We start from the raw sequence: 20,036 nt of genomic DNA, 5'->3' as shown, positions 1-20,036 counted from the left end.
CCCCCGCCGCAGCCGTTCATTCCCCGAGTGGAGTTACGCTCAACGGAGTAGACGATGGAGGACATCGTGTTCGACCACGAGCAGAAGCCCGGCCACGGCGCCGACGACGCGCAACGCGCGGCGGAGCAGGCTGACGAGCAGGGCCTTCTCTTCACCGACGATGTCTCGCCACTGCCGAGCGACACCGGCTACCGCGGTCCGACGGCCTGCAACGCGGCCGGGATCAGCTACCGCCAGCTCGACTACTGGGCGCGCACCGGCCTTGTCGAGCCGAGCGTGCGCGGCGCCACCGGCTCCGGCACCCAGCGGCTCTACTCCTTCCGCGACATCCTGATCCTCAAGGTGATCAAGCGACTCCTGGACGCCGGTATCTCGCTCCAGCAGATTCGTGCCGCCGTGCAGCACCTGCGTGAGCGGGGCACCGACGACCTGACCCGCGTCACCCTGATGAGCGACGGCGCCTCGGTCTACGAGTGCACCAGCAACGACGAGGTCATCGACCTGCTCCAGGGTGGGCAGGGCGTCTTCGGCATCGCCATCGGCGGCGTCTGGCGCGAGATCGAGGGGACCCTCTCCGAGCTGCCCAGCGAGCGTACGGCCGACGACGGCGACCAGGTCGCGTCGGCCGCCGACGAGCTGGCCGCCCGCCGCGCCGCCCGCAACGCCGGGTGACGTAGGACTCAGTCGACACAGGGCCTCGTGGTCCCGCAGAGGCGGGACCACGAGGCCCTGTCGTTTATGCTGGTGGTGCTGACCATCCCGCACGGGAGAGCCCCACTCGTTGGGGCGCCGAAGGGGCAATTCCTCCCCGGAAACTCTCAGGCACCCACGACTGTGCGGACCAGGCAACTCTGAAGCTGCACAGGTGCGGTGACAGAGGGGGAGGGCTTACGAGTTGTCTTAGATGCCCTCAGGAGCCACTGTGTCCGACACGCCCACCCTGTCCGAGCTCGATGCCGCCTCCCCGTTCGTGGAGCGCCACGTCGGGCTCTCGGCCGCCGACGAGGCGAGCATGCTCTCGCGGCTCGGGTACGACTCGGTAGCAGCGATGATGGACGCCGCCGTCCCGGCGGGGATCCGCTCGGTGGAGTCCCTCGACCTGCCGGCCGCGCTGACCGAGGCGCAGGTCGCGTCGCTGGCGCGCGAGATCGCCGCGTCCAACAAGCCCGGTGAGGCGATGATCGGGCTCGGCTACCACGCCACGATCACGCCGCCGGTGATCCGTCGCAACGTGCTCGAGGACCCGAGCTGGTACACCGCCTACACGCCCTACCAGCCCGAGATCTCCCAGGGTCGCCTCGAGGCGCTGATCAACTTCCAGACGATGGTCGGTGACCTGACCGGCCTGCCGGTGGCCAACTCGTCCCTCCTGGACGAGGGCACCGCGGCCGCCGAGGCGCTGGCTCTCGTGCACCGGGCCAACCGGAAGGGATCCGGCCCGTTCGTGATCGACGCCGACGCGCTGCCGCAGTCGATCGAGGTCGTCAAGGTGCGCGCCGAGGCGATGGGCCTCGAGGTCGTCGTCGCCGACCTCTCCCAGGGGCTGCCCGAGGGCGATGTGATCGGCGTGCTGGTGCAGTACCCCGGCGCCTCCGGGCGTGTGCCGGACCTGAAGCCGATCATCGACACCGCCCACGAGCGTGGTGCGCTGGCCGTCGTCGCCGCCGACCTGCTCGCGCTGACCGTCCTGGAGTCGCCCGGCGCCCTCGGCGCCGACGTCGTCGTCGGCTCGACCCAGCGCTTCGGCATCCCGCTCTTCTACGGCGGCCCGCACGCCGGCTACATGGCCGTCCACGAGGGGATCGAGCGTCACCTGCCCGGTCGCCTGGTCGGCGTCTCCGTCGATGCCGAGGGGCGGCCTGCGTACCGGCTCGCGCTGCAGACCCGTGAGCAGCACATCCGTCGCGAGAAGGCGACCTCCAACATCTGCACCGCGCAGGTGCTGCTCGCCGTCGGCGCTTCGATGTACGCCGTCTACCACGGCCCCGCCGGGCTGAAGACGATCGCGACCCGCACCCACCGCTACGCCGCCGTGCTGGCCGCCGCGCTCCGGTCGGCCGGGCTGCCGCTGGTCTCGGAGACGTTCTTCGACACGCTGGGCGTCACCGTGCCCGGGCGGGCGGCCGATGTGGTCACCGCGGCGCGTCGCTTCGGCGTGCATCTGCGTCTCGTGGACGCAGATACGGTCGGCATCTCGACCTCGGAGGCAACCACCCGTTCGACCCTGTCGGCCGTGCTCAACGCGTTCGGCGTCTCGGGCGTGGACCTGGAGGAGATCGACCGCACCACGGCGAGCGCGCTGCCCGAGGGTCTGCAGCGTACGACCGACTACCTCACCCACGAGGTCTTCAACGCGCACCACAGCGAGACCCAGATGCTGCGCTACCTGCACAAGCTCTCCGCGCGCGACTACGCGCTCGACAAGGGCATGATCCCGCTCGGCTCGTGCACCATGAAGCTGAACGCGACCACCGAGATGGAGCCGATCTCGCTGCCCGGCTTCGCCGACCTGCACCCGTTCGTGCCCGCCGAGGACGCCGCCGGATACGCGCGTCTCGTCGGGGAGCTGGAGGGGTGGCTGGCCGAGGTCACCGGCTACGACGAGGTCTCGATCCAGCCGAACGCCGGCTCGCAGGGCGAGTTCGCCGGCCTGATGGCGATCCGTGGCTACCTCGAGGCGCAGGGCGAGGGTCACCGCGACATCTGCCTGATGCCGTCCTCGGCCCACGGCACCAACGCCGCCTCGGCAGCGATGGCGGGCATGAAGGTCCAGGTCGTGAAGTCGACCGAGGACGGCACCGTCGACCTGGACGACCTGCGCGCGAAGCTGGCCGACCACGGCGAGAAGGTGGCGGCGATCATGGTCACCTACCCCTCGACCCACGGGGTCTACGAGGAGGGCATCACCGAGGTCTGCTCCCTGGTCCACGAGGCCGGCGGTCAGGTCTACATCGACGGCGCCAACTTCAACGCGCTCCTGGGCTACGCCAAGCCCGGCGAGTTCGGTGGCGACGTCTCCCACCTCAACCTGCACAAGACCTTCTGCATCCCGCACGGCGGTGGTGGCCCGGGGGTCGGCCCGGTGGCGGTCCGCTCCCACCTGGCGCCCTACCTGCCGTCGCACTCGTTGCACCCGGACGCCTCCAAGCGCTCGGGCATCGGCGCGATCTCGGCGGCGCCGTACGGCTCGGCGGGCATCCTGCCGATCTCGTGGGCCTACATCCGGCTGATGGGCGCCGAGGGTCTGACCCGTGCCACCGCGGCCGCCGTGCTGTCGGCCAACTACGTCGCCGCCCGCCTCAACGAACACTTCCCGGTGCTCTACCGCGGCGAGACCGGCCTGGTCGCGCACGAGTGCATCCTCGACCTGCGGCCGATGACCAAGGAGACGGGTGTCACTGTCGACGACGTCGCCAAGCGGCTCATCGACTACGGCTTCCACGCCCCGACGATGTCCTTCCCGGTCGCCGGCACGCTCATGGTCGAGCCCACCGAGTCCGAGGACCTCGCCGAGCTGGACCGGTTCATCGACGCGATGATCGCGATCAAGGGCGAGGTGGACCGGGTGGCCTCGGGCGAGTGGACCGCGGAGACCTCCGTCCTGCGCGGCGCTCCGCACACCTCCCGTGCCCTCGTCGGGGAGTGGGACCGCCCCTACTCCCGCGAGGAGGCCGTCTTCCCCCGCGGCATCGACCCCGACAAGTACTGGCCTCCCGTCGCCCGCATCGACAACACCTACGGCGACCGCAACCTGGTCTGCTCCTGCCCGCCGGTCGAGTCGTTCGCCGAGTAACCGCCGAGGCGTCACGTACGTCGGCCGAGCCGTCACCCAAGTGAGGACTCGGCCGACCGGAGTGACGGCTCGGCAGGTTCAGCTGAGGGTCATGATGGGCTCGCCGTTGGCGTTGAGCCCGGTGCCGTGGGTGCAGGTGCCGGACCTCGGCGCGCCGCCGTTGTAGGCCTGGCGCAGGCAGTTACGCAGGGCCAGCTGGCCCCAGTAGTTGGGGTGCAGGCTCTCCTGGATGTAGTAGTTGCCGCTCGCGGTGGAGACGGTGCGGATCTGGTTGGCCCACTCGGTCTTGTCGACCGCACCGGAGACCTGCCAGCTCGAGAGCTGGTGAGACGAGGCACGGGAAACCTCCGGGTGGTCTGGGACGGCTTCCGCGGTGCGGAGCCGCCTCAGGCTAGTGACGTACGTCACTCCGGGGGAATGGATGGGAGGTAACAGCTCTCGACCGCCGGGCAAATTTTCGCCTGCGGAGAACGAGCACGAGCTGTCTCTCCTGCGGCATCGGCACGACGTGAGGTCAGGCTGTGATCAGCTCCGGTGGGACCGGAAGTCCCATGAGACGGAGCAGGTTCGCGACCTTGGCGTCGAGTTGTGCTCCGACTTCGGCGATTCGGGGATCGCCGAAGCTGGCGAACTTGTTCGAGGGCTGGTCGATGCTGATCTGTACGCCTCCAGCGGCGGTCTCGTAGATCGCGGTGCGCAGCGGGGCGTACAGCATGATGCCGGGGTCGTGGCGGAACATGGTCTCCGCGATGACGTTGTTCCCCATCAGGTAGGTGACGGCGCGGAGTTGGTGTCCTGACAGCCGCATCACCGGCGACGTGTCCAGGGTCCAGAAGATGGCGAACGAATGGGGTGTGCGGTCGGCGGTGTAGGCATGCAGTGCCTCGAGGTCACCTGTCTTGACCACCTCGACGAGTTCGACGAAATCGATGGCGGGTACCAGTGATTCGTAGCGTTGACGGACGTTGTCGAAGGTGTCATCGGCGTCGATGACAAGCCGGTTGACGAGGTGAGGGATAACTTGAGTCATGGTTCGTCCTCATTTCTCCGCGTGTTGGCGGAAGGGTGATTGCTTGGGTCAGGCGGCGTCGAGCAGGATCCGCGCCACGTCGTCGGGGCGCTCCAGTGCGGAGAAGTGGCCGGTGCGGGGCAGGGTGATGCGGTGGACGTCGGCCAGCGCGTCGGCCACGCGGTCTCGCTCGGCAGGCCGGGACCAGTCGTTTTCGCTGTAGACGAGCGTGACAGGAGCCGACACCTGCGGGTAACGCTCCCTGGACCGGTCGAATCCCTTGAGACTGCGGTAGGTCCCTCGAGCCACCTTGTCGTAGCCCTGCCTGCGGCCGCTTCTGATCAGGTCTGCGACGAAGTCCTCGGGCAGCTTGCTCTTGTCGACGTAACCACCCTGCAGGATGGTCCGCAGGACGGGCAGTGGCTCGACGGGGGCGAAGAGCGGACCCAGCACCGGCATCCGCACGGCGGTCATGATGAACCGGGCGATCCAGTTTCCCCGCTCGGCGCCCTGGGGGTAGTCGTAGCTGTTGAACGCAACGATCCGGCTGACCCGGTCCTTCAGGTCGACCGATGCCGACAGGGACAGGGCGCCGCCGAGTGATTCCCCGGACAGGGTGACGTCGTGAAGGTCCAGTCCGCGGACGAAGTCGACGACCGCGGCCCGCAGCTGCGGCTCCTCGTATCGTGCGCCTGGCACGATGTCGGACCATCCCATCCCGGGCAGATCCAGCGCGTAGACCGTGTAGTGGTCCCACAACTGCGGAATCACCCGCTGGAAGTAGTCCAGCTGGCCGCGCACGGTGTGCAGCAGCACAAGGGCGGGGCCGGTACCCACGGTGTAGTAGCGCAACCGCGAGCCATCGGACCGAGTGAAGAACCGCACCTCACCGCGGCCTTCGCTCCAAGTGCTCGTGTACGTCGTGTCGGGGAGTTCGTTCATGATCTTCTCTTTCCTGGGAGTTGCAGATTATTGAACTAGAGGTCAAAAATTCGGGCGCAAGAGACTGCCGCGAAGTGTGCTGCGTCAGATGGCCGCGAGAGCCGTGTCGATGACTCGATACAGCGACTGCCGGTCGAATGTCTTGGCCATGACACGCAGTCCGGCGAGGGTGGCGTAGAGGGACAGCGCCTGCGCCCTGGCGTCGATACCCCGGTCGATGTCACCGTCCAGTTGCCCCTGCTGGATGCGGGCGACGAACAGCTCGATGATGCCCTCCGCGACGCCGCGTGCCGCGCGGGTGGCTTCCGGGTCGCGTCCACGGAGCTCCCCGACCGTGTTCTGGGCCAGGCATCCGCGCTTGACTGGCCCGTCCAGGTCTGCGTCCACGAGCATCGTGAGGTAGGCGCGGATGCGCTCCCTGGTGGCGCCTGGCATCGAGAGGAACTCCTTGGTCCGCTCGATCTGCATCTGGTGGTAGAGGTCCAGAGCCTTGCCGAACAGCTCACGCTTGGATCCGAAGGAGTGGTACAGGCTGCCCTTGGCCACCCCGGTCACCTCTGCGAGCTCGGCAGGGGAGGTGTCGGCGTAGCCCTTGGTCCAGAACGTCTCCATCGCCTGCGCGATGACTGCGTCCGGTTCGAAGTTCTTCGGCCTTCCCATGCTTCTAATGTAGCGAGTATTAGACCTCAAGGTCAAATACTCGCCCTGCGAACGGCTCCGAAGGTCCGCGGGGTCGCTTGCGCCGGTCGGGATCAGGTGGTCTGGAGCTCGAGGACCGAGCCTTCGCGACGCTTGACGACGGCCAGCTGGGTGGGGATGCGCTCGCGCATCTCGGTGACGTGGCTGACCACGCCGATGATGCGGCCGCCCTCGCGGAGGGTGTCGAGGACGTCGAGGACGTCGTCGAGAGTGTCGGCATCCAGGGAGCCGAAGCCCTCGTCGACGAAGAGGGTGTCGAGCATCTGGCCGCCGGCCTCGTTCATGATCACGTCGGCCAGACCCAGCGCCAGGGCGAGGGAGACCACGAAGGTCTCGCCACCGGAGAGCGTGGCGGGGTCGCGCGACTCGCCGGACCAGTCGTCACGGACCATCAGCGCGAGGCCGCCGCGGCGGTCGCCGGCGCCCTTGGCCGCAGAGTGCTCCAGGGCGTAGCGCTGGTCGCTCATCTTCGCCAGCCGCTCGTTGGCGGCCGCGACGACCTGGGTGAGCCGGTAGGCGACGACGTAGGCCGACAGGCTCATCTGGAGCTGGTTGTCGCTGCTCTTGCCCTCGGCGAACGAGGCGATCCGGGCGGCGATCTCGAGGTCGTCGCGTACGGGTGCCCAGGTCGAGAGCGCCCGGTTCAGGTCGCGCTGGAGGGAGTCGAGGCGGGCGGCTCGGGTGGCGGCGGTGTCGGCCGCGGAACGGGCCGCGTCGGCGGCGTCGGCGGCCGTGCGGTGGGCGATGGTGAGCGCCGGCAGGTCGGGCTCGTCGGTGGCCAGGATCTCGGCAGCCCCGGGGGAGTCGAGGGTCGCTCGGGCGGCCGCCAGGCTGTCGGCGTACGTCTTGATCTGGCTGTTCAGCGCGGCGACCCGTTCCGGCGGCAGCGCGGCGGCGAGGGCGCTCTGCGGAGTGTCGAAGCCGGCCCTGACCGCGGTGGCGGAGAGGGTGTTCTCAGCCCCGGCGAGCGCCTCGGCTGCGCGCGCGGCCGCCTCGAGGCGCTCGAAGGCGGTGGAGGCCGCTCGGTGATCACGGTCGAGCGCGGTGAGGAGGGCGTCGAGATCGGGGTGGTCGCCCCGGACGTCGCGCAGCTGCTCCTCGAGCCGCTCGCGTTCGCCGGTGAGATGACGCAGCGTGGTCTCGAGCTCGGCGGCGCGGGTCTCGAGCTCGGCACGGAGCGTCGCCGAGCGGGCCTTCGCCTCCTCGGCGGCGGTGAGCTGGGCGCGCAGGCTCGGCTCGCGCGCGGCGGCACGCTCCAGGCCGGCCAGGCGCTCGGCCAGTGACGCTGCCGGCTCGTCGGTCTCGCCGGCGGCCTCCTGGGCGAGCTGGAGCCGGGTGGTGAGGTCGCGCACGTGCTGGTCGCGGGCGTGCTCCTCGGCGCTGGCGTTGTCATAGGTCGCCTGCGCCGCCTTCTCGGCGGCCGCGTCGGGGGCACCGTCGGCGGGGGAGGCCTTGTGGGGATGCTCGTGGGATCCGCACACCGGGCAGTCCGCGCCGACCGCGAGCGCACCGGCGAGCTCGGCGGCGATGCCGTCCAGCCGGGCCTGGCGTACGTCGAGATAGCGGGTGCGCGCCTCCATGGCGGCCGTCCTGGCCGACTCGTGCCTGGCTCGGGCATCGGCGAGATCGCGGGTGAGCCGGCCGACCTCGGTGAGTGCCGCCACCTGAGCGCGCAGCAGCGGGATCGCCTCGGCGGCCTCGGTGGCCGCGGCCAGCTCCGCGGTGAGCGCCTCGGTCTGCTGGGGCAGCTCCTCGGCGAGCCGTGCCTGCTCGCGCATCTGGGTGAGCACGCGGTCCCGCTGCACCCCCGTGGTCGCGAGCTCGCGGCCGACCTCGCTGAGGCGGCGCTGGACCGGCACGAGGGCACGGGCGTGGGTGAGCCGTGCCGAGACCTGGTCGACCGCTGCCTTGGCATCGCTCAGGGTCAGGTCGCTCGGGGCGAGCGCTGCCGCCTTCGAATGCTCGCGCCGAGCCTGGTCGGCGAGCTCGCTGACCCCGGCCACGGCTTCGGCCCGCTGGGCGGCCTCCACGCGGCGTACCCGCTCCTCCTGCTCCTCGGCCGCGGCGACGAGGCGGCTCTCGGCGGCGGCAGCGGCGCGGAGGCCGCGCTGCTTCTCGGCCATCGCGCGGGCGGCGTCGAGGGCGGCGAGGGTCTCCGACTCGGCGGCCAGGGCCTCCATCGCGGCGCCGGAGGTGACGGCCTGCGACTCGGTGGCCTCCTCGGCCAGAGTGTGGGCCCAGGTGGCGATCGCGCCGTCACCGGCGGGGAGGCCGAGGTCGTGGACGTCCCAGTCCTCCGGGAGCGTGACCGCGGCGGTCTCGCTGATCCGGCTGACCACCTCGGCGACGCCGGCGTTGAGCTCCTCGGAGCGGCGCCTGAGCTCGACGCGGCGCTCCCGCAGCCAGCGCTCGACATCGGCGAAGCGCTCGGTGCGGAAGAGTCGTTCGAGAAGTCGCTTGCGTTCCTCGGCGCTGGAGCGCAGGAAGGCTTGGAAGCGGCCCTGGGGGAGCATCGCGACCTGCACGAACTGGGTCAGCGTCATCCCGAGGAGGTCCGAGACCAGGTGGCCGGCCTCGTCGAGGCGGGTGGTGAGGGTGCGCCACTCCTCGCCGACCTGCTCCATGAGCACGACGGAGGCCTGCTGGGTCGTGGTGCCGGCGCCACGCCGCTTGGGCCGCTCCCACGACGGCGAGCGGGTGATCCGGAAGCGTCGCTGGGCGAGCGTCGCCTCCAGGACGACGCGGGTGGCGACCTCGGCCGGGGCCTGGTCGCTGCGCAGCCGCTTGGCGACCGAACGGTCGCCGGGGACGTCGCCGTAGAGCGCGAAGCAGACCGCGTCCAGGACGCTCGTCTTGCCGGCGCCGGTGGCACCGGAGAGCAGGAAGAGCCCGGCCTCGGAGAGCTGGTCGAAGTCGACCTCCACCGTGCCCGTGAACGGGCCGAACGCGGTCACCTCCAGATGGTGGAGGCGCATCAGAAGAGCACCTCGAGCCACTCCTCTTCCTCGGCCCCGCCGGCGGCGGAGTCGAGGGAGTCGACCTCGGGGTCCTCGCAGCAGGCGTCCACGGCGGTCTGCAGCAGGGCCAGCTCGGCCTTGGCCGCCGGTTCGCCGCGCAGCTCGGCCACGAACTCGGTGACCAGGTCGATGTCGCGTCGCGGCCGGGCCGGGTCGGGCTGCGAGAGCGCACCCAGGACCGGCGCGGTCGACTCGAAACCCAGCACGAGGGTGTGCGGGAACCGCCTCCGCAGCCGTTCCATGGCCTGCGCCGGGCGGATCCGGTCGGTCAGGGTGATCTGCAGCCACGACTGCTCCTGGACCTCGTGGCGGGGGTCGCTCAGCAGCTCCTCGAGCGTGCCTCGCAGCCTGGCCAGCTTGCGCGGGACCGGCGCCTCCACGAACTCGCTGGCGACGAAACCGGACTCGTCGAGATCGATGAGCCAGGACCCCTTGAGGTGGGTGGCCTCGGAGAAGGAGTAGGCCAGCGGTGAGCCGCTGTAGCGCACCGTGTCCGTGATCGTGTGGCGGCCGTGGAGGTGGCCGAGGGCGGCGTAGGAGATGTCCTCGAAGAGGCTGGCGGGCACCATCGAGACGCCGCCGACGGAGATGTCGCGCTCGGAGTCGGAGGGTTCCGCCCCGGTGACGAAGGCATGGGCCATCACCACGCTTCGGCCACCGCGCCCGTCGAGATCGGCACGGACCCGTCGCATCGCCTCGCCCAGCGCCGCCTGGTGGGAGCGCGACTCCAGCCCCCACGACGCCCTGGCGGCGTCGGGATCGAGGTAGGGGAGACCGTAGAAGGCCACCTCGCCGTGCTCGTCGGGGAGCATCACTGGGCGGCCGACCCCGGCCAGGTCGGTGCGGATGAAGATGCCGGCGGCGTCGATCAGCTCGGAGCCGAAGCCGAGTCGCTGGGCCGAGTCGTGGTTGCCGCTGGTGATGACGACCTTGGCCCGCGAGGCGGCCAGGCGGGCGAGCGCCTCCGAGGCCAGCCGCACGGCGTCGACCTGCGGAAGTGCACGGTCGTACACATCACCCGAGACGCACACCACGTCGACCTCTCCCTGCTCCACCACGGAGAGGAGATGGTCGACGTACGCCGCCTGGTGCCCGAGCATGCCCTCCCGGTGGAAGGACCGGCCTAGGTGCCAGTCGGAGGTGTGCAGGATCCGCATGAAACGAAAACTATCGGTGAGCACGGACACTCGTGTCGCCGACTCACCGCCGACGCCTCGGCTACGCGGGATAGGTCACCTTCACCGCCAGCTGCCGCTGCAGGTTGTCGGCCGCGTCAGAGACCCGCCGGCGTACGCCCGGGTCCAGATCCAGCTCGATGACGGCCCGCGCGGCAGCGAGGGTCTGCTCGGTCACCGACCGGCTCGGGAAGAACGCCTCGGCGGCCTCGGCCAGGCTCCAGCCCGAGCGCTTCTCCGCGGTGGCGGGAAGCTCGGCGAAGTAGCGCTCGACGTAGCCCTCGGTGAGCTCGGCCGGACCGGTCCAGAACGCCCGCCCGGCAGCCAGGATGTCGTAGTTGGGCAGGTCGGTCTCGCCGGTGAACACCGACCAGCCGTACGCCTTCGCCTCCGCGTCGGGAATGCTGACCAGCGCGCCGTTGAGGTGGATGCGGGCATCGTTGGCGGGTTCGGCGTCGTAAGCGGCCTGCAGCTCCTCGCGGGACGCGAAGCCGTTCTCGGCGAGCTTGGCGAGGATGCGCCAGCGCAGGTCGAGGTCGGTCTCGATGCCGACCGGGGGAGCGGCCAGCCACCCCCGCAGCAGCGACTCGGAGGTCGCCGAGCGGATCGCCGTGCGGTAGGCCGAGAGCTGCAGCTCCGAGCCGGGGGCGACCTCGTCGAGCTTGCGAAGAGCCGCCTCGTGCAGCCGCTCGCGAGCCCCGGCGGGTGCCAGCGGCACCACGGACCCGAAGAGCCACGGCATCGTGCGGCGAGGGGTGTCCTCGATGTCCTCGATCGGCAGCGACGCCTCGGCGATGTCGATGACGTCGGCCGGGTCGACCGCGGCGTTGAACCAGGCGCTGCGCAGGTTGTTCCACACCCCCGCGCGCAGGCCGCCGTCGGTGACCTCCGGAAGCGCTGCCTTGAGCGCCTGGACCGTCTCCCAGTCGGGGATCGCGGCGGCCCAGGTGTCGTCGTAGGGGTCGAGCACGACCGCGTTGGCGGCGACCTGGAGCGGCGTCTGGTCACCGCTCACCGTGATCTCCTCAGTGGTCCACTGCGTGCCGTTGAGGATCGCCGCGCGGAAGGTGTGGGAGCGGTCGGCGGGGTGCAACGACGGCGCGGTGCGGTTGACGACCATCTTCGCCGGGTCCCACGAGAGAGTGTCGGGTCCGGCGGTGAGCAGCCACTGGGAGGTGAAGGTGTCGAGGTCGAACTCGACCCCCGCGGCAGCCGCCGCGGAAGCCCAGGACGCGAACAGGTCGTGCATCGTCGCGTTGCCGAACCGGTGCCGGGTGAAGTGGTCGATCGCGCCCGCGAAGAAGACCTCGTCGCCCAGGGAGGCGGCCAGCTGGCGCAGGATCGCCGAGCCCTTGGAGTAGGAGATCCCGTCGAAGTTCTGCAGTGCCGAGACCGCGTCCTCGGCGCCGTTGCCGGCGACCGAGTGGGTCGAGCCGCGCTGGTCGGCGGTCAGCCCCCACTGGCGGCGGGCGTAGGACATGTCGGCCCAGGCGTCGTCGTACTCGGTGACCTCGGCGGTCACCCGGTTGCCCATGTATTCGGCGAACGACTCGTTGAGCCACAGGTCGTCCCACCACTGGGGCGTGACCAGGTCGCCGAACCACTGGTGGGCCATCTCGTGGGCGACGGTGGTGGCGCGCTGGATCCGCATGCCGCGGGTCACCCGCGAGGTGAAGACGAGCGGGTCGCGGAAGGTCACGCAGCCCGGGTTCTCCATCGCGCCCGCGTTGAACTCCGGCACGAACGCCTGGTGGTAGTTGCCGAACGGGTAGCGGATGCCGAAGAGCCGGTGGAACTCGTCGAAGCACTGCTTGGTGATCGTGAAGAGCTCCTCGGCGTCCTTGTCGAGGTCGGCGGCGATGCTCTGCCGCGAGCTCAGCGAGAGCGGGATGCCGTCGTGCTCGTCATGGATCATGTGCCACGGGCCGGCGACGAGCGTGACGAAGTACGTCGACAGCGGCTGACTCCGCTCGAGCTCCCACTCGCCGGGAGAGGTCTGGGTGCCCGGCGCGTTGCCGATCACCGTCCAGTCGTGCGGCGCGGTGACGTGGAAGGTGTAGGGCGCCTTCAGGTCCGGCTGGTCGAAGCAGGCGAAGATCGTCGGGGCGGCATCCATGAAGCACATCCCGTAGACGTAGGCCTTCCCGTCGGCCGGGTCGACGCTGCGGTGCAGCCCCTCGCCGTCGTTGCGGAACGGCATGGTCGCCTCGACGACGAGCTCGTTGGCGCCTTCCGCCGTGGTGATCGGGAGGCGTCCTTTGGCGAGCGTCGCGGGGTCGACGGGGCTGCCATTGAGGCTGATCCGTGCCACCGAGACCGGCTTCAGGTCGACGAACGTCGGCCCGCCCTTCGAGGTGAACCGGATCGTCGTCACCGAGTGGAAGGTCTCCTCGCTGGAGGCCAGGTCGAGACGTACGTGGTAGTCCTCGATCTTCAGCAGTCCGGCACGGGCGATTGCCTCGTCACGGCGTAGGGGCAGGCTCTGGGTGGTCACGTCGCACAGGCTAACGGTCGGGTGGCACTCTTACCCCATGACTTCTGATGCGGCAGACCAGCGCTCGGTATCTCTGGAGAAGATCGGCGAGCACCGCTTCCGGGCCACCAACGTACGCGGCGGCACCGTGGTGATGGGCCACGGCGACGACCCCGACTTCAGCCCGGTCGAGCTGCTCCTCGCCGCCCTGGCGGGCTGCAGTGCCCTGGACGTCGACTTCATCACCGGCAAGCGCTCGCCGATGGAGACCTTCGAGGCCCTCGCCGCGGCTACCAAGATCCGTGACGAGCAGGGCAACCGACTCGTCGACATCTCGGTAACCTTCGACATCAGCTTCCCCGAGGGCGAGGCCGGCGACGCTGCCCGCAAGGTCCTCCCGGACGCGATCAAGAAGTCCGAGACCCGGCTGTGCACCGTCGGCCGTACCGTCGCCGTCGGCACCCCTGTCGCCTACGGCGAGGGTGCCCTGTCCTGACCGACCGCCCTCAGGGGAGCAGGAGGGCGGAGTCGCCGAACTCGTGCCACAGATAGCCCTCGGCGACCGCGGCGTCGTAGGCCTGCTGGGTGAGCTCGGGACCGGCGACCGCCTCGACGAGCAGCAGGTGGCTGGCCTGCGGGTCGTGCCAGCCGGTGATGAGCCCGTTGACGACGTACGGCGGGTTGGCGGGCGTGATGACCCGGTCGGTCCATCCGCTCGCCGCCCGGACCGCACCGGTCGCCGGGACGACCGCCGACTCGAGAGCCCGGGTGACGGTGGTACCGGCCGCGACGACGCGGCCACCGGCGTACCTGGTCTGCTCCACCAGCCGGGCCGTGGTCGCGGAGACCTCGAACCACTCCGCGCCGGGAGCCTCGCCGGCCTCCTGTGAGGAGACGCCGGTGTGCAGGGTGACCGGGGCGATCTGGATGCCGCGCGTCACCAGCTCGGTGACCAGCGGATGGGTGAACGGCCGCGCCGCCGACGGCATCTCTGCACTCCCAGGGCGGTGCCCGAAGACCGTCTGGTAGGCGTCGAGCGGGTAGCGCCGGTCGAGATAGCCGTACGCGATCGGGCGGCCGGACCGCGCGAGCTCGGCGGCCACGTCGCCGGTGACCTCGGCGCGCCAGAGCCGGTTGCCTGCTCCGGTGGGGGAAGACGGGCGGCCGTCGGGATAGGGCTGGCGCAGGGTGACCCGCAGGCCGGCGGTCACCACCACATCACCTTCGGCCGCGTCGAGCACGGACCGCGAGGCGTCCGGCGCGGAGCGGATCTCCACGGCCCAGCCCGTGTCGAGCCGCTGGGCGAGGTGGAGCACCACCCGGCCACGCCCGATCAGGTCCGCGTCGAGCTGGCGCGCCTCGGTCACCGAGTCGTTGACCACGACCAGGTCGCCGGGGGAGAGGTGGTCGGCAAGGTTGCGGAACCTCGCATGTCGTACGCCGCCAGGGGTCGCCACGAGGAGGCGCACACCGTCACGCTCGAGGCCGCGCCACTCCGCGGGCGCGGGGGCGGTGGTCTCCTCGGGGAAGGGAAACGTGGTGGTCGGTCGTTCGGCGAGCATCGTCATCGGGTCGCTCCCACGGGTGCGAGATCGGCGGCGCGGTAGCGCCCTGAGGGCTCGTCGCAGGAGAGCAGCGCGAGCAGGTGCGGAACGACCGATTCCGGGAGCGGGCGGTCGGAGATGTCCTCGCCGGGGAAGGCGGCCTGGTGCATCGCGGTGCGCATGTCGCCCGGGTCGACGGCATACGCGCGGATGCCGTTCTCCGCACCGAGGGTCAGGATCAGATGGTCGAGGGCGGCCTTGCTCGCTGCGTACGTCCCCCAGGTCGGGTAGTGCTCGACGGCCGCGTCGCTGGAGATGCCGACAAGGGTGCCGCGCGAGGCGATCAGGTAGGGGAGGAGCCGCTGGGTGAGTGCGAGCGGGGCGAGCAGGTTAGTCTCGAGCACCTGGGAGAAGAGGCTCTCGGTGACCTCGACCAGCGGAAGCATCGGGCCGAGCTCGCTGGCGTTGTGCACGAGCAGGTCCAGTCGGCCGTGCCGCGCGACGGCGGCTGCGATCGCGTCCTGATGATCCCGGTCGCGTACGTCGCCCGCCAGGCTCGTCACTCGCGAGCTGTCCGGCAGGGCGGCGTGGAGGCGGTCGGCGTCGCGGGCGTCGGTGACGACGTGCCATCCCGCTTCGAGGAGCACCGTGGCGAGGGCGAGTCCCAGCCCCGCGGAGCCGCCGGTGACGACGGCTACTTCGTTGTGTGATCTGGTCATGCTGGCTAGCATTCAACCTAAAGTGAACTTGAGATCAAGGGCCGTGACAGAAAAGAGTGAGATGAACACCCACGACCTGCTCACGATGGGCGAGGTGACCCGCCGCAGCGGCTATGCGGCCTCCGCGGTGCGCTACTACGAGAGCCAGGGACTGATCCAGGCCGCGCGATCCGCCGGGGGACAACGTACGTTCGAGCGCAGCGTCCTGCGTCGCCTCGCCTTCATCCGAGCCGCGGCCAACGTCGGGCTGTCGCTCGACGAGATCAAGGCCGAGCTCGACTGCCTGCCGGGGGACCGGACGCCCACCAAGGCCGACTGGGCGCGGATGTCGAAGCACTGGCGACGCCGCCTCGAGGAGCAGATCAACGCCCTCGAGCGGCTGCGCGACAACCTCGACTCCTGCATCGGCTGCGGCTGCCTCTCGCTCCAGCGCTGCCGCATCTCCAACCCCAACGACGCCGCGGGCGCCGAGAGCTCCGGTGCTGTCTATCTCCCCAAGGTCCTGCGCCGCGACCCACCCCGCCGCCGCGTCTGATCCTGCCGAGGCGTCACCCCCGTCGGCCGAGGCGTCACGTACGTGCCAACTCGGCCGACCTAGGTGACGCCTCGGCGGGGTTTTTCAGCCGACGGTGATCGTCTTGAAGTCGACCGGAGTCTTCGGGGCGCCGGTGCCGTCGGGACCGGGCTCACCCACGCCTGCCTCGCCGACCTTCTGGAGGGTCTTGATGGCGGCGTCGTCGAGGGTGCCGAAGACGGTGTAGGCGGGCGGGAGCTGGGTGTCGCCGAAGACCATGAAGAACTGGCTGCCGCCGGAGTTCGGCTGACCGGTGTTGGCCATGGCGAGCGTGCCGGCGGGGAAGGTGTCGCTGTCCTTGAACTCGTCGGGGATGGTGTAGCCCGGGCCGCCGGTGCCCTGACCGGTCGGGTCGCCGCACTGCAGCAGCTCGAAGCCGGGGTTGGCGCCGAGGCGGTGGCAGCTGGTGCCGTCGTAGTAGTCCTGCGAGGCCAGCGAGAGGAACGAGTTGACCGTGCAGGGCGCCTTGTCGGCGTCGAGGCTGATCGCGAGCGGGCCGGCGGAGGTGTTGATGGTGGCGGCGACCTTGCCGGTGTACTGCGCGGTCTTCTCCGGCTGGTCCACCTCCTTCGAGGCGCCCATCGGATCCTCGACGTAGTCGCAGTCCGTCGAGCCGGGCTTCACGATCGACTTCCAGTCGCTGGACTCGCTCGACTTCGGGCCCTTGCTCTCCGCGGCGGGGTCGGAAGCGGACCCGGCGTCGTCGGAACCACAGGCGGAGAGCGTCAGGAGCAGGGCAGCGGCGGCTACGGCCGGGAGCGCACGAGAAGGCATGCCCAGATGCTAGGGGAGCAGCCCGAATGATCCCTCGACGGACCCCGCATGGCGATGCCGCCAGCATCTCCTGCCAGCGTTGGGGTCGCGCACTATCGCACACCTTGGTTGCCGGCCGCGATACTGCACCAGCCTCACCGCACCCCAGAAAGCCGCGACGGGGGAGCGCTCGGTTAACCTCCAGCCGTGCCACTGCTCTCCCTGCGCTTCGAGCTCGACGACCTGACCCGGCCCGAGGTGGTCCGGATCCTCGAGGAGCACCTCGAGGACATGTACGCCGTGACCCCGGCCGAGTCGGTGCACGCGCTCGACCTCGCCGCGCTGAAGGTGCCCGAGATCGCGTTCTGGTCGGCCTGGGAGGGCACCGAGCTCGTCGGCTGCGGTGCGCTGAAGTCGCTCGGCGAGGGCGACTACGAGCTCAAGTCGATGCGCACCACGGCCGCCGCCCGTGGCCGTGGCGTCGCGACCGCGGTGCTCCGCCATCTCATCGAGCAGGCCAGGTCACAGGGCGGTCGCCGGGTGCTCCTGGAGACCGGCACCGAGGCCTTCTACGAGCCCGCCCGTCGCCTCTACGCGGGCAACGGCTTCACCGAGCGCCCGCCGTTCGGCAGCTACCTGCTCGACCCCAACTCGGTCTTCTTCGAGCTCTCGCTGTAGTCGTCGACCGAGGGCGTTCCCCGCCGGAAGAGCAGGTCGTCGAGGGCGAGCTTGGTGCGGCGTACGAGGATCAGGTAGACGGCGATCGCCAGCCAGCCGAGATCGCGGAAGGTGTCGGCGAGATAGGCGGGATCGGCCGAGGCACCGCCACCACCGAAGCAGCCGCAGTCGATGTTGAGCCCGCGCGCCCAGGCCGAGGTGATCCCGATGAGGAACGAGCACAGGCCGAGCGCCGTCGCCAACGCCGCGGTCCGGGTGAACAGCCCGAGGATCAGCAGCACGCCGAGCACGATCTCGGTGACCGGCATCGCGATGGCGTACGCCGGGGCCAGCTGCCATGGCAGCAGCTGGTAGCCGCGCACCGCCTGCTCGGTGATCGCCGGCTCGGGCAGCTTGGCGAGCCCGGCGGCGAGGAACACGAAGCCGAGGTAGAGGCGGCCGGCGAGACCGATCCAGCCCATCAGGTCGGCGCGGGTCCTCATGAGAGCACCACCCAGGACGTGCGGAGCACGCCGAAGACGACGAGCGCCGCCACGACCGCATAGCCGGCCCACAGCACCGGCGCCGGGGAGACCTCGTCCCGGATCTCGCGCCGCACGAACCACACCCCGAGCGCCAGCACGGCCACGGAGACCGCGACCAGCCCGACGACGTACCACACCTCGTTCACCTCGCCAGAGTGCCACAGCCGAGGCCCGCAACCATCGCCCGGACGCCCGCCCTCAGCGCATCTTCAGGCTTGCGGGCAGACTTCTCAGACTTCCCGGCTCACAGGTCGGTGAAGTCGGCGTAGAGACAGGCGTGGTCGGAGGCCGCGTGCTGCTCCGCGGTCAGCGTCGGGAACAGGTCCCACGGGTCCTTGGTGCGCGGACCGTGCCACACGCCCTTGCGGAAGACTCCGCCCCCGGTCTGCTTCGCGCGCAGGGCGGGGGAGAGGAGCAGGTAGTCGATCTTCTCGTCCTCGTTGCCGGAACCGTACGTTCCGCGGCGGTGGTTCCAGTCCCAGTGCTCGTGCTCGCTGGCATCGACGAGCCCGGAGACCGACAGCAGCGGCGCGAGCGCCTCGCTGGACGGCGAGTCGTTGAGGTCGCCGGCCACGCAGACGTGCTCGAAGCCCTCCTCGAGCAGCCCCTGGTAGATGTCCGCGACCCGCTTCGCCTGCCGGGTGCGCCGCTTGGCCCCCTGGGGGTCGCCCTTCTCCGAGTAGCCCTTGGACTTGAAGTGGTTGGCGAGCACCACGATCCGCGCACCGCTGGGCGCCTCGAGGTGATACTCGCAGCAGTCGCGGGAGAAGATCACGCCCTCCTCGTCGCGGTCGAAGATGTGGGTGCGGATCTGCACCAGGCGATAGCCGTCACCGACCATCACCCCGACGTCGATGCCGCGCTCGTCGTTGCCCTCCACGACCATCACCTGCTCGTACGCCTCGGCACCGACCTCCGGCAGCAGGGTCTGGGAGAACATGTGCAGCCCCGGCCGGTCGTCGGCCTCGACGACCACCGCGACCTCGGCCCGCAGCTCGGCGAAGACGCGTGCGGTGTTCTCCGTGGCGACCTCATCGACGGCGACGGTCTTGAGCTCGACGAACCCGACCCAGTCGTTGCGCCCCTGGGCGACCAGCTGTACGTCGCCCGACCGTGGCCGCTTCAGGAGCGCGCCGCGCAGCTTCCGCAGCCGCGCGAACTCGCCCTCGTCGCTCCTCAGCAGCCCGAGCTTCGCGAGGTTGTCCAGGATCTCCTGCTCGTGACCCTGATAGCTGGGCTCGGCGAGAAGGGTGGAGACGCGGGAGTGGGCGGTCAGGACCGCCCGCCGCGTCTTGGCGTCGGCCGCGTCGGCGTCCATCGCCTTCGGCCTGGCGAAGAGGTTCTCGACGTTGAACGATGCGAGCCGCATCTTCCAAGGTTAGGCCACTCGACCCGTCACCGGGTCGCGATCGGTGAGGCAGTAGATCTGCCCGTACGGCGCACGCATCACCGTCCACCACTCGAAGACGCCGACCGTCTCGGCGCCGAGCGCCTCGTGACGGCAGGTCTCCGAGGCACGGTGGGCGACGGCGACGTCCGGGTGCGCCCGGACGTCGCCGTCCTCGTCCTCGAGCCGTTGCAGCAGGATCCGGAGCCCGCCGTGAGCGTCGGGGTCGGCGAGGCGTACGAACTCGGGGGACTTGGTCTGCTCGGGAACGCGCCCGGTGATCTCGGCCCAGAAGGCGACCTCCTGGTCCCAACGGGAGCGGGGGATGTCGATGCAGACCTGGTCGAGAACCCGTTCGGGCTCCGCGCGCGCGGAGCGGGGACGTGACTCCTCACCGAGCGTGTGGCAGAAGAGCATGCCGCCGGGGGAGCGCATCACCGGCACCTCGTCGTACGTCCATGCCGGACTCGCTCCGTGCGACACCGACCGCTCGACGGCGGCGGCACGATCGGCGGCATCGAGATCGACATGGACCCGCGGCTCGGCGTCGTCGACAGCCTGCATCTTCAGCCAGGCGTCGCCCGTCTGCGGCACCAGGGTGAGGAACTGGCCGCGCTCGCCCCTCGGCGACGAGAGCGCCCATCCGGTCGCCGCCGACCAGAATCCGACCGCCTCCTCCCAGCGTTCCCGCGGGACGTCGAGGAAGAGATGGAACCAGTCAGGTACGCCGGCGGTACTCATGCCCGCGA

Annotated in this window: 19 protein-coding genes and 1 riboswitch; of the genes, 5 read left to right on the top strand and 14 right to left on the bottom strand. The window is 70.3% G+C overall.

Going from position 1 to position 20,036, the window contains the following annotated elements:
* Positions 1–54 precede the first annotated feature (54 nt).
* The gene (locus tag ACIA03_RS06000) at positions 55–672 is read left to right on the top strand and encodes a MerR family transcriptional regulator (protein WP_396980255.1); all 618 of its coding nucleotides are present in this window, start codon (positions 55–57) and stop codon (positions 670–672) included.
* Between the two features lie 82 nt (positions 673–754).
* Positions 755–845: riboswitch (glycine riboswitch) on the top strand.
* A 59-nt stretch (positions 846–904) separates the two neighbouring features.
* Positions 905–3,793, top strand: coding sequence for an aminomethyl-transferring glycine dehydrogenase (gene gcvP, locus ACIA03_RS05995; RefSeq protein ID WP_396980253.1), 2,889 nt, complete (start codon positions 905–907; stop codon positions 3,791–3,793).
* 78 nt (positions 3,794–3,871) lie between these two features.
* Here gcvP and ACIA03_RS05990 read toward each other — a convergent pair whose 3' ends face one another.
* The 7 genes from ACIA03_RS05990 to pepN form a co-directional block, all read right to left on the bottom strand.
* On the bottom strand, positions 3,872–4,201 hold the full coding sequence (locus ACIA03_RS05990) for a hypothetical protein (protein ID WP_396980251.1): 330 nt from the start codon (positions 4,199–4,201) through the stop codon (positions 3,872–3,874).
* 106 nt (positions 4,202–4,307) lie between these two features.
* Positions 4,308–4,823 (bottom strand): DUF302 domain-containing protein, encoded by a 516-nt coding sequence (locus ACIA03_RS05985; RefSeq protein ID WP_396980249.1) that lies wholly within the window; start codon positions 4,821–4,823, stop codon positions 4,308–4,310.
* A 48-nt stretch (positions 4,824–4,871) separates the two neighbouring features.
* The gene (locus ACIA03_RS05980) at positions 4,872–5,744 is read right to left on the bottom strand and encodes an alpha/beta fold hydrolase (RefSeq protein ID WP_396980247.1); all 873 of its coding nucleotides are present in this window, start codon (positions 5,742–5,744) and stop codon (positions 4,872–4,874) included.
* Positions 5,745–5,828: 84 nt separating this feature from the next.
* Entirely contained in the window at positions 5,829–6,404 is a 576-nt protein-coding gene (locus tag ACIA03_RS05975) for a TetR/AcrR family transcriptional regulator (protein WP_396980245.1), read from the bottom strand.
* Positions 6,405–6,496: 92 nt separating this feature from the next.
* Complete coding sequence (locus tag ACIA03_RS05970) at positions 6,497–9,418, bottom strand: AAA family ATPase (protein WP_396980243.1); 2,922 nt, start codon at positions 9,416–9,418, stop codon at positions 6,497–6,499.
* Positions 9,418–10,617, bottom strand: coding sequence for an exonuclease SbcCD subunit D (locus ACIA03_RS05965; RefSeq protein WP_396980241.1), 1,200 nt, complete (start codon positions 10,615–10,617; stop codon positions 9,418–9,420). The genes ACIA03_RS05970 and ACIA03_RS05965 overlap by 1 nt, the downstream gene beginning before the upstream one ends.
* Before the next feature lie 61 nt (positions 10,618–10,678).
* Positions 10,679–13,129, bottom strand: coding sequence for an aminopeptidase N (gene pepN, locus ACIA03_RS05960; protein ID WP_396980239.1), 2,451 nt, complete (start codon positions 13,127–13,129; stop codon positions 10,679–10,681).
* A 37-nt stretch (positions 13,130–13,166) separates the two neighbouring features.
* On the opposite strand from pepN, the gene ACIA03_RS05955 reads away from it, so the two are divergent.
* Entirely contained in the window at positions 13,167–13,604 is a 438-nt protein-coding gene (locus tag ACIA03_RS05955; RefSeq protein WP_396980237.1) for an OsmC family protein, read from the top strand.
* 10 nt (positions 13,605–13,614) lie between these two features.
* On the opposite strand, the gene ACIA03_RS05950 is transcribed toward ACIA03_RS05955, so the two are convergent.
* Together ACIA03_RS05950 and ACIA03_RS05945 are read right to left on the bottom strand one after the other, a co-directional pair.
* Complete coding sequence (locus ACIA03_RS05950; RefSeq protein WP_396980235.1) at positions 13,615–14,676, bottom strand: S-adenosylmethionine:tRNA ribosyltransferase-isomerase; 1,062 nt, start codon at positions 14,674–14,676, stop codon at positions 13,615–13,617.
* Positions 14,673–15,371 carry an SDR family NAD(P)-dependent oxidoreductase gene (locus ACIA03_RS05945; RefSeq protein ID WP_396980233.1) on the bottom strand — a complete coding sequence of 233 codons (699 nt, stop codon included), beginning with the start codon at positions 15,369–15,371 and terminating at the stop codon, positions 14,673–14,675. Before ACIA03_RS05945 ends, ACIA03_RS05950 begins: the two co-directional genes overlap by 4 nt.
* A 61-nt stretch (positions 15,372–15,432) precedes the next feature.
* On the opposite strand from ACIA03_RS05945, the gene soxR reads away from it, so the two are divergent.
* Entirely contained in the window at positions 15,433–15,906 is a 474-nt protein-coding gene (gene soxR, locus ACIA03_RS05940; protein ID WP_396980231.1) for a redox-sensitive transcriptional activator SoxR, read from the top strand.
* A gap of 84 nt (positions 15,907–15,990) precedes the next feature.
* Here the strand turns inward: soxR and ACIA03_RS05935 are convergent, their stop codons facing one another.
* A complete protein-coding gene (locus tag ACIA03_RS05935) occupies positions 15,991–16,719 on the bottom strand; it encodes a peptidylprolyl isomerase (protein ID WP_396980229.1) in 729 nt (242 codons plus the stop codon).
* Between the two features lie 186 nt (positions 16,720–16,905).
* Here ACIA03_RS05935 and ACIA03_RS05930 point away from each other — a divergent pair, with 186 nt between their 5' ends.
* The gene (locus ACIA03_RS05930) at positions 16,906–17,376 is read left to right on the top strand and encodes a GNAT family N-acetyltransferase (RefSeq protein WP_396980227.1); all 471 of its coding nucleotides are present in this window, start codon (positions 16,906–16,908) and stop codon (positions 17,374–17,376) included.
* On the opposite strand, the gene ACIA03_RS05925 is transcribed toward ACIA03_RS05930, so the two are convergent.
* The 4 genes from ACIA03_RS05925 to ACIA03_RS05910 all read right to left on the bottom strand — a co-directional run bounded on the left by ACIA03_RS05925 (position 17,331) and on the right by ACIA03_RS05910 (position 20,028).
* Complete coding sequence (locus ACIA03_RS05925; protein ID WP_396980225.1) at positions 17,331–17,858, bottom strand: MauE/DoxX family redox-associated membrane protein; 528 nt, start codon at positions 17,856–17,858, stop codon at positions 17,331–17,333. The genes ACIA03_RS05930 and ACIA03_RS05925 overlap by 46 nt on opposite strands.
* Positions 17,855–18,046 carry a hypothetical protein gene (locus ACIA03_RS05920; protein WP_396980223.1) on the bottom strand — a complete coding sequence of 64 codons (192 nt, stop codon included), beginning with the start codon at positions 18,044–18,046 and terminating at the stop codon, positions 17,855–17,857. The genes ACIA03_RS05925 and ACIA03_RS05920 overlap by 4 nt, the downstream gene beginning before the upstream one ends.
* Positions 18,047–18,144: 98 nt before the next feature.
* Positions 18,145–19,269 (bottom strand): endonuclease/exonuclease/phosphatase family protein, encoded by a 1,125-nt coding sequence (locus ACIA03_RS05915; protein ID WP_396980221.1) that lies wholly within the window; start codon positions 19,267–19,269, stop codon positions 18,145–18,147.
* A 9-nt stretch (positions 19,270–19,278) separates the two neighbouring features.
* On the bottom strand, positions 19,279–20,028 hold the full coding sequence (locus tag ACIA03_RS05910; RefSeq protein WP_396980219.1) for a VOC family protein: 750 nt from the start codon (positions 20,026–20,028) through the stop codon (positions 19,279–19,281).
* Between the last annotated feature and the right edge of the window lie 8 nt (positions 20,029–20,036).

Origin of the sequence: Nocardioides sp. NPDC051685 (assembly GCF_044453405.1) — a bacterium.
Classification (GTDB): Bacteria; Actinomycetota; Actinomycetes; order Propionibacteriales; family Nocardioidaceae; genus Nocardioides.
This window is presented reverse-complemented; position numbering and strand designations above follow the sequence as displayed.

Bases quoted from the DNA above. Each gene is read 5' to 3' on its own strand.
- ACIA03_RS06000 (WP_396980255.1), top strand. From the start codon at position 55: ATGGAGGACATCGTGTTCGACCACGAGCAGAAGCCCGGCCACGGCGCC.
- gcvP (WP_396980253.1), top strand. From the start codon at position 905: ATGCCCTCAGGAGCCACTGTGTCCGACACGCCCACCCTGTCCGAGCTC.
- ACIA03_RS05985 (WP_396980249.1), bottom strand. From the start codon at position 4,823: ATGACTCAAGTTATCCCTCACCTCGTCAACCGGCTTGTCATCGACGCC.
- ACIA03_RS05980 (WP_396980247.1), bottom strand. From the start codon at position 5,744: ATGAACGAACTCCCCGACACGACGTACACGAGCACTTGGAGCGAAGGC.
- ACIA03_RS05975 (WP_396980245.1), bottom strand. From the start codon at position 6,404: ATGGGAAGGCCGAAGAACTTCGAACCGGACGCAGTCATCGCGCAGGCG.
- ACIA03_RS05970 (WP_396980243.1), bottom strand. From the start codon at position 9,418: ATGCGCCTCCACCATCTGGAGGTGACCGCGTTCGGCCCGTTCACGGGC.
- ACIA03_RS05965 (WP_396980241.1), bottom strand. From the start codon at position 10,617: ATGCGGATCCTGCACACCTCCGACTGGCACCTAGGCCGGTCCTTCCAC.
- ACIA03_RS05955 (WP_396980237.1), top strand. From the start codon at position 13,167: ATGACTTCTGATGCGGCAGACCAGCGCTCGGTATCTCTGGAGAAGATC.
- ACIA03_RS05950 (WP_396980235.1), bottom strand. From the start codon at position 14,676: ATGACGATGCTCGCCGAACGACCGACCACCACGTTTCCCTTCCCCGAG.
- ACIA03_RS05945 (WP_396980233.1), bottom strand. From the start codon at position 15,371: ATGACCAGATCACACAACGAAGTAGCCGTCGTCACCGGCGGCTCCGCG.
- soxR (WP_396980231.1), top strand. From the start codon at position 15,433: ATGAACACCCACGACCTGCTCACGATGGGCGAGGTGACCCGCCGCAGC.
- ACIA03_RS05935 (WP_396980229.1), bottom strand. From the start codon at position 16,719: ATGCCTTCTCGTGCGCTCCCGGCCGTAGCCGCCGCTGCCCTGCTCCTG.
- ACIA03_RS05925 (WP_396980225.1), bottom strand. From the start codon at position 17,858: ATGAGGACCCGCGCCGACCTGATGGGCTGGATCGGTCTCGCCGGCCGC.
- ACIA03_RS05915 (WP_396980221.1), bottom strand. From the start codon at position 19,269: ATGCGGCTCGCATCGTTCAACGTCGAGAACCTCTTCGCCAGGCCGAAG.
- ACIA03_RS05910 (WP_396980219.1), bottom strand. From the start codon at position 20,028: ATGAGTACCGCCGGCGTACCTGACTGGTTCCATCTCTTCCTCGACGTC.